The following is a 13,663-nucleotide window of genomic DNA, read 5'->3' on the forward strand; positions in this document are numbered from 1 at the left end:
ACTAGCAGAGCCCACTCATTTAGCTATTTAATTGAGGTACGACCTCGCTTGGCGTTTTATTAAAGTGGCGTTTAAACTCGCGGCTAAACTGCGAAGGGCTGGTGTAACCTACCTTTAATGCGGCCTCATTTGCTTTACTACCGTTATTTGTAATGAGTTCTTTTGCTTTTGCTAAGCGTACTTTTTTTAAGTATTGCAATGGCGATTCAAAGGTCACTTGTTTGAAGGCACGATGAAACGACGACACACTCATATTTACCTCTTCAGCCAAGCCTTCAACCGTAATTTGATCTGCATAGCTTTTATGCATAGTAGAAAGCGTTCGTGCTATTCGGGCGTAGTGCCCATCGTGCATAGCAAGGCCAATTAAGGTATGACCCTGAGGGCCACAAAGTACACGGTATACCAATTCTTTAATTATATCTTCACCAAAAATATCGGCTTCTAGTGGGCTATTTAGTGCGCTTAATAAACGATGAGTTACTTGCTCCATAGCACCATCTATTTTTGCTGATTGCACACCGCTCATTTGCCCAGAAGTAAATGGCGTATGTTCGCCCATTTGGTTTACTAACTTATGTAATGTTGCTGGGTTAATATCAATAACTACGCCCATTACAGGTAGGCCGTTATCAGTAAAGGCTTCGCACTCAAGGGGGACGGGTACACCTAAAACCAGGTAGTCGCCAGCACCATATTTTATTTGATGATCAGGGAAATGAATTATTTTATGCCCTTGGCCAACTAAAATAATACCAGAGTTATAAATGAGTGGCTGACGAGGTGAGCTTTTACTCGCACGATGAAAATAAACACCGGGAATAATCGTTTTCGTTACGCCTTCAAAGTTGAGCAAATCATTTTTTTCGGCGTATTGCTGCAACATGCTGGCTATAGTAGGCATTAAAAAACCTTGTGTCGTACAAATTTTGCGTAAAATAACAATGTTGGCAGTATTAGGCAAGCTTTAGGCATTTATTAGGCTTTTTTAATGTTTGTTTTGCCACTAATATGCACTCATTGAAATTTAGTTTAGTGAGTAACTAAGTACTCTACTTAGTATTTAACCGTCACCTAGGAGCAAAATAATGAAATTTAGCTACGTAAATCCAACACTTATTCAGTTCGGCCAACAGCAAATTGCATCACTAACTGATTTGATCGCAAAAGATCAAAAAGTATTAGTCGTTTACGGCGGTGGTTCTATTAAAAAGAATGGCGTGTACGACCAAGTTGTTGCCGCACTTGAAGGTTTTGACTGGGTCGAGTTTTCGGGCGTTGGTGCAAATCCAACTGTTGAGGTACTAGATCAAGCCGTAAACATTTGTAAAGAACAAGATATCGACTTTGTATTAGGTGTAGGCGGCGGCTCTGTAATTGATGGCGTTAAATATGTTGCAGCGGCCGCATTATACGACGGTGAAGGCTGGGATATATTAACGGGTAAATACAAAATCACAAAAGCTCTACCTCTGGGGGCTGTACTTACGTTACCTGCAACGGGCTCTGAATCAAATCAGAACTCGGTTGTTAGTAAAGAAGCGACACAACAAAAACTACCGTTTGCATCACCTGAAGTACTGCCTAAATTTGCGATTATGGACCCAGATGTAATGAAAACATTACCGCAGCGCCAACTTGTAAACGGGTTAGTTGATGCGTGGGTACATACCTGTGAACAATACTTAACTTTCCCACAAAATGCGTTAGTACAAGAAGGTTATGCAGAGGCACTTTTAAGAACGCTTAAAACGCTGGGCGATAACTTTGAAAACCAAGACGATGCATGGCGTGCAAACTTAATGTGGGCTGCAAACCAAGCACTTAATGGCTTAATTGGTTCAGGCGTTTCACAAGATTGGGCAACACACATGATTGGGCACGAGCTTACAGCCGCTTACGGTGTTGACCATGCACGTTCACTTGCTATTGTTCAGCCTTCTTTGCTACGTAACCAGTTTGACGTTAAGAAAGCGAAGCTAGAGCAAATGGGTAAAAACGTATTTGGCCTAGCGCAATCTGATGATTTAGCAGAGCAAACAATTCAAGCAATTGAGGCGTTTTACCACAGCTTAGATGTAGCCACTGTGCTTACTGAACATGGCGATGACAAAGCCGCCGCTATTGACAATATTATTGGTAAACTTGAAGCGCATGGCATGCTAGCACTTGGTGAAAACCAAGCAATTACGCTAAAAGAAAGCCGCGAAATTTTAGAGCAAGCAGTTGCTTAAGCACTTATAAGTATTATAAAACTAAAAGCCGCTAACTTTTATGTTAGCGGCTTTTTTTATACTAAAAATCTTTAGTCTTTAGCAAAAAAGGTAAGTGAATAACTGTACTGTTTTTGCTCTAGTAAATACTCTTTATGGGTACTTGGGCTCCACGAGTCATCGCCGCCAACCCCCATATGTTGATGGTCAATATGTACATGTAAGCAATCACCAGCTACTAGCTCATTGGTGTGCTTTGCTTGCGTTAACATGCTTTGTGAGTACTCACTGGCTGCAAATAAAAACGCACCAGTAACGGTTAAGTTATTAATGCTAAGTAATTGGCAATCACTACGCACGCCGTTATCGGTTGGAAATATATACGGTGTATGCAGCTCATTATGTTGCGCGCTGTAATACCCTAAACGCGCAGCCGCTTTGCGGTCTGGGTAGTTTTCAAATGGGCCTAAACCAAGCCAGTTTACTTGTGTATCGCTTTGTTTATTAAGCGTTGTACTTAGTCCTATGCGTGGCATGGGTGGCAAAGTATCGTTTAGTTGTACATCAACATTTAAGCTAATTTCACCTGTATTATTAAGTGTATAAAGCCAAGTTGTTTTTGCTTGTACAGCGTCATTAAATTCATAACTAAATACACATTTAATACGTATATCTACTTTTGATTGAACTACTTCAAACGAGCGACATGTACGCTGCCACTGCCCAATACCCGCTCTTAGCCAGCGCGCTTCCCATGCATTAGGATCTAGGTTATCTACTTCGCTTACGCCTATGTCGTTATCAAGCGGGGCGCGGTAAAAATTATCAACCAATGGGCTTTTAATAACTTGGGTTTGATTGTGTAGCCATTGCTCAACAAGGCCTGATTGCCTATTAAACACAAGTTTAAAGGTGCCGCCTTCAATACTAAGCTGTGTGTCGGTTTCACTAATATTTACAGTGCCATGTGCTGAGGCGTTTGCTAAAGCAGGTGAAAATGCATCAGCGCTTAAACTTTGGCAATTTATAAGCTTAAATTGCTCGGTGTTTAATACATGATCGGCACATGCAAAGCTTGAGTCGTTAATTAGTACTACATCTAAATTAAGGTGATATTGCGCACCTGCTTTAAACACCGTTTTTGTATTAACAGTTAGCGTTTGCGTGCTTTGCGGAGCAATACTAATAATTTGCTCGCCTTGCTCTATACATTGGCCATTTTCTATTAACTGCCAAACCAGTTTTTCGTTATCGGTTACTCTAAATACATAATCGCTAAATACATCAACGGTGTATTGGTTTTGAGTTTGCTCTCGCAGCGTAAATTGTAAATGTTGCTGGCTGTATTTAGCTTCAAACAGGCTTGGGTGCGGTGTACGGTCTGGAAATAGTAAGCCGTTTATACAAAATTGGCGGTCGTTTAGTTCATCACCAAAATCGCCACCATAAGCCCAGTAGTGCTTACCGTTCTCGTCAGTTTTAGATAAACCTTGGTCTACCCAATCCCAAATAAAGCCGCCTTGCAAACGCGGGTATTCTCTAAATGCTTGCCAGTAATCATCAAAGCTACCTAGGCTGTTACCCATTGCATGAGCGTATTCACATAAAATAAGTGGACGCGTTTCGCCCGGTAGGCTCAACCACTTTTTAATTGAATATTTAGGTACGGCTTCATCGGCAAGATGCGTATCTACACGGGCGTACATAGGGCAAATAATGTCGGTAGCGGTAGTATTTGCGCCGCCACCTTCGTATTGCACTGGGCGCGATGGATCAAAGCTTTTTGACCAACCGTACATCGCATCGTGGTTGGCACCGTGCCCGCATTCGTTACCCAATGACCAAATAATAATAGAGGCGTGGTTTTTATCGCGCTCAACCATTTGCGTATAGCGCGACATAAATGCGCCAGCCCACTGCGGGTCGCTTGCAAGCCTACCCATTGGGAACATGCCGTGAGTTTCTATATTGGCTTCGTCTACTACGTATAAACCTAACTCGTCACACAGCTCGTAAAAACGAGGGTGGTTAGGGTAGTGAGCGGTACGTACAGCATTAAAGTTATTTTGCTTCATCAGCTTAATATCTTCAATCATGTCGGCAGTGCTCACTGTATGGCCGTTTTCTGGGTGATGCTCGTGGCGATTAACACCGCGAATAAGCAGCGGTTTGCCGTTTAAGCAAAGCTGCCCGTTGAGCATTTCTACTTTTCTAAAGCCAATGTTGTAGGCTTCTACGTCTATAGTATTGCCTTGCTCATCTAGTAAGCTTACAACGCAGCGGTATAAGGTTGGGGTTTCGGCGGTCCATTTTTTAGGGCTTTGTATATCAATTGTTTGAAATACGACATCGCTCCAGCCGCCTTTTTCATCAACGCGTTTATTATTAGTGCTTTGTATTTGTGGCTCACACAGTGCCTGTTCACCATCAAAAACCTGTACTGCTACTTGGTAGTTATTTGGCGCATCTATTGCGGTTTTTATATGCAAAGTGGCATCGCGGTAGCAGGCGTCTAAATCTGGGGTTATAAATACATCGCGTATTTGGTTTTGTGGTTTGGTCAGTAAATTAACATCGCGGAATATACCGCTCAACCACCACATGTCTTGATCTTCTAGGTAACTGCCATCGCTCCAACGGATAACCATAACCGCAATACGGTTGGTGCCAGCCACTAACAGCTCGCTTAAATCAAATTCGCTGGGTAAGCGGCTATCTTGCGAGTAGCCCACCCATTGTCCGTTACACCAAAGGTGAAACGCCGAGTTTACGCCTTCAAAAATAATATGGTTTCGCTGAGCTAATTGCTCCGCCGTAATAGTAAACTCTGTGCGGTAGCAACCTGTTGGGTTATCGCTTGGTACAAATGGCGGGTTTACGGCAAATGGGTATTTAACGTTGCAGTAAATAGGTTTATCAAGGCCATGAAGTTGCCAGTTAGAAGGCACAGGTATACTTTGCCAGTCGCTGGCGAGTGCCTCACTTAGTAATGACTCATCAACCGCTTCGGGTTTATCAAATAATTTAAAATCCCACTGACCGTTTAAACTTTGTTTTTGTGATTGTGTGTTGGTACGGGCATGGTCAACGCTTTTAAAACCATTAAGTGGGCTGTGTGCTTTTACTTGATTAACTTGCACCGAAATAGGGTTTTCCCAATCGCGACGGTTAATTATGTGCTGTAGTGAGTTCATAAGTGTCCTATTGCATGTGTGGCAATTAAAGTGGCTTAAATATAGCAAAAATAATGTGTTGCGGTTATGCTTAAAGCTCTCTTTTATTTATCCAAAACTATCATTTTAAATTATGCGCAACACCATTGTAGATGTACTTGATATTGGCCCTACTTGTATAGAGCGGTTTATTGACGTAGCGGCTTTAGCACAAGCCTCAGATTTGGAACTTACGCTAGCTGGGTGCTCTAACTTATCTGGGCGATATTGTGTTGCGCGCTCATCGCCTTTGGAGCACACACTGTTTTATACGTTATCAGGTCAAGGAAAGCTGGTTACAGAACATAACCAATATACATTGACAGCGAATACGCTCATTGTGTTACCCGCCAAGCAAGGCTTTGAAGTTAAAATTGATGCTGCGCATTGGGATGTTATTTGGTTAAACCTTGCAAATACTAATCGTTGGAAACACTTAAACTTAGTTGAGGCGCTGGTACTTTATGATCAAAAATTACAGCCGCTGCACTTTGCAATGGAGTTTTTATACAGCGAAAGTAACGCTACTTTACGTGAAGGCGTTATGCCTATTTTAAGTCACTACTTAAACACTACGTTGCAAAGCGAGCCGCAAATAGGCGGGCACAACCGGTTAACTAGTTTGTTTTTAGAGATAGAAGAGCGCCTTCAGTTTGATTGGACAATAGACGCCATGTGCGAAAAAGTACATTACTCAGCACCGCATTTACATAGGTTATGCCAAGCGCAATTTGGTAAAAGTCCTATGCAGCAGCTGATTTATTTACGAATTAAGCGGGCCAAAAACTTGTTACTAAATACTCGCTGGCCTGTTGCTCATATTGCCGCTTATGTGGGATACCCTAATATATTTAATTTTTCAAAACGGTTTAAAAAATCAGTGGGTGTATCACCTACTGATTTTAGAAATAAGTCGTTTTAAATATTTTAATTATATTGAAACAGGTTATCCCAGCGCTCATCCAAAATAGTTTTTGCATGATTTAAATTTATTGCGCTATACACATCGTTAGTGCAGGTTACTAAACGCATTCGAGTGAGCTTTTCAAGCGCATCGCTAATTTCAAAGTCGAGTTCGCATTTATACTTTGATTTAAACCATACCTCTATTTGCTCATCAAGCATTTGTGCGCTTAGGCCACTTTTTGATTTTAGTAAAAATGTATAGGCCAGCAGGGCTTCTTTTATGTCTTCTTCTTCGGCGGCGTCGATAAGAGTATGAAAAACACCGGCGTTGTTATCGAGGTTTTTAAAGTAAAGGTTATCGCTTAGGGCTTTCATAAATTTAATTTTACGGTTTTTAAATTTACTCCACTCTTTAAAAATAAAGCTGCCAAATACTCCCATGCCAATAGCAAAGGTAATAAAGTGTTGCTGGGTCATTTCTACGGCTTCACTTCTAAAGCCACCCCAAAAAGCAAACAAAGCAAATAATAATAAAATTGATGCGCCAAGCTTTGTAATTAAAACAACAGCACCGCCAATTAAAGCCGATGAGCCAATAATCACTTTATCAATAGGGCGCATGCGTACTTCGCTATTAGGAAATAGCATTTCAAGATCGGCTTTGGGTACATTTTGAAATAGCTTAACTATGGTCGAGCTTGGCTCAAACCCTAAAGGCGCTTTATTCTTAGCCTCAAAGTAGGCTTTATCTTTAAAACGAATAAACACCGCAACGCGGTCGTAATTGGTAAAGTGCAGCGGCTTTTTACGTAGGCCCCAAAAGCTGGTTATTGTTTCAGTAAGTTGTGATTCGCCACGGCGATAAAAAACAACTTCTTCAAAGTCGTCAAACTCTACCTCAAGACGTACTTTAAATAATGACTCCTCATTTAAAGCATCTTGTAAATCTTCGTTGGTAATGACTTCAAAATTAGCGGCATTTAAAACCTTAGCAAAGTCTTTGGCAAATGCGCGTTGGCACTGCGCTTTTTGATCGCTCGATACAGGCGCTAAAGAGCGTGTATCGCTATTAGGATCAAAGGGCGCATAGTTATTTTTTAGCGACTCAAGCGTTTCGTGATAATCATAATGAATAAGGCTAGCAAGTAGGTCACAAAACTGTTTAAACGAGGTTTTTTGTGTATTACTCTCAAGTTCATTGCTACACATTTCAATAATATCTTGCTTACGAAAGGGGATAAAACGCGCATTTTGCATAAATTTTTAACTGCTTTGGTAGGTATTTAACTGCATGGGCACATAATAAAATATTCTTATAAATATTGCTATTTTGTTAACGCTATTGCTAAGTGATTGTTTATTGCTTTTTAAAGCGTGTTTCAGGTTGTATTAACTTAACTATGTCAATATAAGTACGTAAATACAGGGCAATGGGTAATAAGCAGGAGCGACTTATGGCTTTACAAAAAAAGCTAAAGCAAAAAACACGTAATTTTATAGAGTCAAAGCATATGCTCAGCGGCATTACGATTGCGTCGTTTTTAGAGTCGACTATTGTTCCCATTCCACTTGAGGCTGTAATGGTGCCACTTATGCAGGCACAGCGAGAAAAGCTGTGGCTGATTGCACTAATGGCAACGCTGGGTTGTGTTGTGGGGGCATTATTTGGCTATGCCCTTGGTTATTATTTATTTGATGCTGTTGGCGATTGGGTGATCAGCGCTTTTTCAAGCCCAGAACAGTTCGAAAATGTTAAACAAAAAATGCACAACCAAGGTTTTTGGTTTGTTATTACTTTAGGAATAGTACCCATCCCATTTCAAATAGCGATGCTTGCTGCGGGCGCTACCAAGTACTCTCTTGGGTTATTTTTATTGGCCAGCGCAATTGCGCGTTCAATTCGTTACTTTGGGCTTGCTATTGTTGTGTATTACGCAGGAAACCAAGCTGAACGTATAATAAGTAAACATAAAGTTAAAGCCATGATTAGTTTAACTATTTTAGTTTTACTGGGGTGGGGTATTAGTACCTTACTTTAAGGCTAAATTTCTATCTTGTGTTATAATTCTTAAAGATGATTTATTAGCTCAAGTGTAATCTATTTATATGATGAATGTTGAAACTGTCAGCCTTAAGTTGACCCGCTTTACTCGTATAACGCGGTTGAACAAATTACTTATGTTTGCGCTGCTAGTGTTTATAGTGGTTTTCACTATTTACAACTTCACCTATTTCCCACTGGTAGGTGCTAAAAAAAGCATACCTGGTTTTGCTAGTGAGTTCATAAATCTTATTGTCATAATGACGGTTTTTTGGGTTGTGCAGTGTTCTAAATTAGCTAAAAAAGCATACCAGTATGTCACCATTGGATTAATGCTATGGATAGTTGGAATGACTGCCGATGTGCTTGACGAGCTTGTTGTTCAACCACAATGGGTCACGTTGTACATAAAAGACTTATGTATTTCTGTAGGGGTTGTTATTACTGCTTATGGCTTATTTAAAACTATGTTATTTATGCAAAAAATGCACAATAGACTAGCCCAAGAATTTATAGTTGACGATCTTACCCAAGTTTACAATCGCCGATGTTTTTACGAATACGTTGAAAACGAGACAGACGAATCGTATGCAGTAATCATTATCGATATTGATCATTTTAAATCTATTAACGATACCTTCGGCCACGACAAGGGCGACAAGGTGCTTAAAGCTTTTGCTAGTAAAATAGACGCTCTGTTTGAAGACGGCAATATTTTTGCGCGTATTGGTGGTGAGGAGTTTGCAGGCTACCTACCAAACTGCACTTTAGAACAAATGCAGGCGTTTGCTGAGTCGGTGTTAGCGAGTGCTCGCACTATTGAGGTTACCGACGAGCTTTATACTAGTGCCAGTATAGGGGTAGCTAAACGTTTTAAAAATGAATCATTTGACAGCGTAATGAAACGCGCAGACCAAGCTTTATACAAAGCTAAAAATAGTGGTCGCAACCGATTCGTAATCGCAACAAAGCCGTAAATAGCAGGTCCTTATTGTTTGCACATTTACTACACTTTTTTACGTTTTCGTAAGTAAGTGTCAGCTTAGGTAATACTTTGTAAAGCATGAAATTAAATTAAAATGTAAAGGTCGTAGAGGGGATATTAATAATAAGGAATCCCTTTGATGACCAACCCTCTTTTAAAAGTTGCTTTACCTCTTACTTTACTTGGTGTTTTATCTGGCTGTGGCTCTGATGATAGCGCAAGCTCTACAGGTTATATTCAAATGTATAATGGCTCATACAACAGCCCTTATACGCGCTTGTTTGTTGAAGAAACAGAGCGCTCAGGCGCCGACTTTGCAGAAGTCACCACCCGCCATAATTACAGCACTGGCACATTTGATGTTAGCTTTGAATATTTAGACGCTAACGATAGCTACATTACTATTAGCGACCAAGAAATTTCAATTAAAGGTGATAAAACGCAATTAGTTGTCATGAGTGGTGATTTTGCTGAACCCACCTTTACAGAGTTAACGGTGCCTATTAGTAGCGATACGGGTGAGTTTAATCTTGGCTTTTTTAATATTACGGGTGAAGACACCAGCTACGATATTTATCTTGCAACAGACGATGGCGTATTTGAAAGCGCGACATTGTTTGCATCTGCGCAGTACTTAAGTGAATTAGACTTACAAAGTGTAGATGAAGGATATTACACTATTTTTATTACCCCCGCGGGCAGTAGTGATGTAGTTTACGAGTCGTCATCGGTTTATTTGTATGATGAGGCAAGCTACGTAGCGATTATCCGCCCAAGTTATGCCACAGAGCTAAGCGGCATTACGCTTGATGTAGTAACCGACAATAACTATGTTACTGAACTTAAACACCAATCTGCATTAGGGCAATTACGTTTTATTAATACCCTTGATGACTATTCACCAGTTAGCTTCAGTGTAACGCGTGGTACTACAGAAACCCCAACAAATACGGTATCAAGCGATGCGTATACAGATTACATAGAGCTTTCGCCAAACAGTTACAGCGTGGCGATGTTTGATGAGCAAGGTAATAAACTAGCCGATAACTTTTTAATGACGCTTGAACGTGAACAAAGCGCGGTTGGCATTTTTTATAACGATATCGACAATGGCCTACGAATGATGAGTGTAGAAGAGCATTTAACACCAAGCAGTTATAGCCATACCGTATCGGTTGTTAACCTTATTGAGAGTTACGCAGGGCAGTCGGTGACCGACATTGATGTGTACTTTACCCTTGATGGAGAAACGGTCGACGACACCAGCAATGTAGTTGATGGCATAGACCGCTACGATCAAGAAGAGCAAGTAGTTGATAACGAAATTTATACAGTTTACGCAGTTTATGAAGATAACGGACAGCAAATTGTACTTATTCAACAAAGTGATATGGATTTTACTCAAGAGGGAAATTACATATTAATTTTAGAGCATGACGAAACCACAGCAACGGGTTATAAAATGTCTTTAGAGCGCACAATTACAGACAGTGTTGAATAATAAAATGAGAGTTAAAAGCCTAAATACAGAGTGTATTTAGGCTTTTTATTGAACAAAATTTAACGGCTTAGTAATAATTAGGTACACTCATGACATAATAAATAATAAGAGTGTGCCATGGATGATTTTATTGGGTTAATAGTGATAGTCATGCTGATTATTGCAACCGGTGCTTTGTGTGGATTAATTGCATTAATACAAGTAAACGGCCTAAAGCAAGAAATCGCGATTTTAAGGGCTAAAGTAGTCAAGCTGCAGGCAAGCCCAAGTGCTGATCATTCTGATACAAAAATTTTTTCATCCTCAAAACACGTTGCGCCTTTAAGTGCACAATCTACTGCTTATGAAGTAGAGCCCAGCTCAGTACCAAAAAGTAATTCAGCGCAAAATGAGCCAGTAAATACGGTTGTAACGCCTAACGTTAAATCAATAAAAGCGAACCCCGCTATCCCTTTATTTATTGCCTCCGTGTTTGAAAAACTACGCACCGGGTTTGAACAAAATTGGATGACCTGGATTGGCGCAATAGCGCTTGCTTTTGGCGGCATATTTTTAGCTAAATACAGCTTAGAAGCAGGGCTTTTATCACCCATAATGAGGCTCAGCTTAGGTGGTTTATTTGGGGTAGGTTTGATCATAGCTGCAAGCTATTTACACTATAAACGTATTATTTTTGAAGGCTTTAATAACTACATACCTGCAGCACTTGCCAGTGGCGGGTTTATAACTTGTTTTGCATTAACGCTTTTAGCTTACAGTAGCTATGAAATGCTTAGCCCTACAACTGCTTTTATTGTGCTAGCTATTATTGCCATAAGTGCGAGCATAATGGCAATAACACTTGGGCCATTGCTAGCGGTGTTAGGAATTATTGGTGCTTACAGCGTGCCTATTTGGGTTAATACCGGCAGTAGCAACGTATTTGCATTATTTATGTATGTTGGCTTTGTTAGTTTATCGGCATCCTTGGTTGCACACAAAGTGCAGCGAGCTTGGCTTTGGTATTTAATGTGGGCAGGGCATATTGGTTGGTATTTAGTTGGTTTTATAATAATGCAGCTAAAAAGTAATACACCTTGGTTACTTGCAACCTTTGCATTACTGAGTATTGTTGGCCTGATTGCTTTGCCGCGTTTGGGTTTTAAATTAAAAAGTATTGAACATCGTCCGCACTCTTTAAAGCGCCTTATAAAAGTATTCCCCGATCACCTTTTACTCCTTGCCTTTATAGTTCCGCTAATTTTTACCATGTCGATAAGCTATTACAATTTAGAATGGCAAACTATCGGTGTATTAAGTATTGGATTGTTATTATTTTTAGCACTTAAAAATAGTCGCTGGGATCTATGGCAAGGGCTATCACTCGTTATTGCTACGCTAATGATTATAAGCGCAGAGCAAATGAATTCTTTATCCGCTTTTTTTGATGATGGATTATTTATATTTAAAAGCGAATACGGCTTAGGGTTATTGCTTGGTTTTGGCTTTATGGCGTACGGACTTTATTTTGGTAAAAAACAGGTAAAACGATTAGCGTTTCATATTACTGCGGCATTTAGCGTTTTTGTCATGATAAGTACCTTGTATGTACTAATTCCAAACAATGCATTAAGCATCGCTTATCCACTTTGGGCTTTTGTATTATGTGTGGTTGCGGCTATTTTAATTAAGTGTGCGCAGCATAATACAACGTTGTTTCAGCGTTTTACTTACTGGGTAGGCGCAAATGCGAATATTACTTTAGCTATAACAATGCTTCTAAGCGACAGCGGTTTAACCATTGCATTAGCTATTCAAGTACTGTTAATTAGTGTGCTCATAAAGCGTTATAATGTGCCTATGCCGCATTGGCCTATTAAAGCGCTAGTGGCTGCTTTATTACTTCGGTTAACGCTTGCGCCTTGGACACCAAGTTACGACGCTCTTACATTATTTGGCTTGCACTGGAGTATTATTGTATATCCGCTGTGTACCGCATTATTTTTTGCCACAGCTAAATGCTATAAAACATCGCAATTAAAAGTGTGGTTAGAAGGGGCCGCGCTTCATTGCTTTGCGTTGTTCATTACAACCGAAACCAGTTACCAGCTCGTTGGGCACTCCCCACAATTTGACGCGCTTAGTTTTTATGAGCAAGTTTTGCTTACCTGTAATTGGCTTGCGCTGGGCTGCGTTTATTTGCATCGTGCACGTATTGCGGGGAGCTTAGCTAAGCTTTATCAAATTGCAGGGAGTTTATTAGCAGGCGGCGCTGGCTTTATGTCACTTAAAACACTACTCGACGATAACCCGTTATTAACCTCTATTTATATTGGTGAGCTCCCAGTACTTAACTGGCTGTTTTTACTTTGGTTAGTACCAGCCGGCTTAACGGTTTGGTTATACTCACTTATTAAACCTATAAAGGCTAAGATAGCGCCGTTTGTACTTGGTGTTGCAGGTTTACTTGGCTTAATTGCCATTAACAGTTTTATTCGTCAATACTGGCAAGGGGCTTATATTTATCTATCAAAAGGGGCCAGTAACGAAGAGTTGTATAGCTACTCTGTTATTTGGCTAATACTGGGCGCTGGTACGGTTATATTCGGACACCTTAAAAACCAGTTACTTATTCAAAAAATAGGCTTAGGATTACTTGCGGCTGTTATTGTAAAAGTGTTTTTAATTGATATGGCTAATTTAACGGGGCTGTTAAAAGCCCTGTCGTTTATTGGTTTAGGGCTTTCGTTAGTTGGGCTAAGTTGGTTATTTCAAAAGCTTAGAAGCCGCTCAAAAACAATATAAAATATATAGACACTTTATTAA

The 13,663-nt window shown here is 40.2% G+C and carries 9 protein-coding genes; 6 read left to right on the forward strand and 3 right to left on the reverse strand.

Annotation, left to right across the window (positions count from 1 at the left end; genetic code table 11):
- Positions 1–19 precede the first annotated feature (19 nt).
- Complete coding sequence (locus MTP24_RS03265; protein WP_243532777.1) at positions 20–904, reverse strand: AraC family transcriptional regulator; 885 nt, start codon at positions 902–904, stop codon at positions 20–22.
- A gap of 184 nt (positions 905–1,088) precedes the next feature.
- Here MTP24_RS03265 and MTP24_RS03270 point away from each other — a divergent pair, with 184 nt between their 5' ends.
- Positions 1,089–2,234: an iron-containing alcohol dehydrogenase gene (locus MTP24_RS03270; RefSeq protein ID WP_008128900.1), complete on the forward strand. Its 1,146-nt coding sequence runs from the start codon at positions 1,089–1,091 to the stop codon at positions 2,232–2,234.
- 71 nt (positions 2,235–2,305) lie between these two features.
- Here the strand turns inward: MTP24_RS03270 and MTP24_RS03275 are convergent, their stop codons facing one another.
- On the reverse strand, positions 2,306–5,407 hold the full coding sequence (locus tag MTP24_RS03275) for a beta-galactosidase (protein WP_243532779.1): 3,102 nt from the start codon (positions 5,405–5,407) through the stop codon (positions 2,306–2,308).
- 112 nt (positions 5,408–5,519) lie between these two features.
- Here MTP24_RS03275 and MTP24_RS03280 point away from each other — a divergent pair, with 112 nt between their 5' ends.
- The gene (locus tag MTP24_RS03280; RefSeq protein ID WP_243532781.1) at positions 5,520–6,347 is read left to right on the forward strand and encodes an AraC family transcriptional regulator; all 828 of its coding nucleotides are present in this window, start codon (positions 5,520–5,522) and stop codon (positions 6,345–6,347) included.
- Between the two features lie 5 nt (positions 6,348–6,352).
- Here MTP24_RS03280 and MTP24_RS03285 read toward each other — a convergent pair whose 3' ends face one another.
- Positions 6,353–7,588 carry a TMEM143 family protein gene (locus MTP24_RS03285; RefSeq protein ID WP_243532782.1) on the reverse strand — a complete coding sequence of 412 codons (1,236 nt, stop codon included), beginning with the start codon at positions 7,586–7,588 and terminating at the stop codon, positions 6,353–6,355.
- A gap of 197 nt (positions 7,589–7,785) precedes the next feature.
- On the opposite strand from MTP24_RS03285, the gene MTP24_RS03290 reads away from it, so the two are divergent.
- The 4 genes from MTP24_RS03290 (at position 7,786) to MTP24_RS03305 (ending at position 13,642) form a co-directional block, all read left to right on the forward strand.
- Positions 7,786–8,370, forward strand: coding sequence for a VTT domain-containing protein (locus MTP24_RS03290; RefSeq protein WP_006791843.1), 585 nt, complete (start codon positions 7,786–7,788; stop codon positions 8,368–8,370).
- Positions 8,371–8,440: 70 nt separating this feature from the next.
- Positions 8,441–9,349: a GGDEF domain-containing protein gene (locus MTP24_RS03295; RefSeq protein WP_033025318.1), complete on the forward strand. Its 909-nt coding sequence runs from the start codon at positions 8,441–8,443 to the stop codon at positions 9,347–9,349.
- A 147-nt stretch (positions 9,350–9,496) separates the two neighbouring features.
- Positions 9,497–10,858, forward strand: a complete 1,362-nt coding sequence (locus tag MTP24_RS03300; RefSeq protein ID WP_008128909.1) for a hypothetical protein — start codon at positions 9,497–9,499, stop codon at positions 10,856–10,858.
- Between the two features lie 117 nt (positions 10,859–10,975).
- The gene (locus tag MTP24_RS03305; protein ID WP_008128911.1) at positions 10,976–13,642 is read left to right on the forward strand and encodes a DUF2339 domain-containing protein; all 2,667 of its coding nucleotides are present in this window, start codon (positions 10,976–10,978) and stop codon (positions 13,640–13,642) included.
- The last annotated feature ends 21 nt before the right edge of the window (positions 13,643–13,663 follow it).

Origin of the sequence: Pseudoalteromonas sp. APM04, assembly GCF_022809815.1 — a bacterium.
Classification (GTDB): domain Bacteria; phylum Pseudomonadota; class Gammaproteobacteria; order Enterobacterales; family Alteromonadaceae; genus Pseudoalteromonas; species Pseudoalteromonas marina.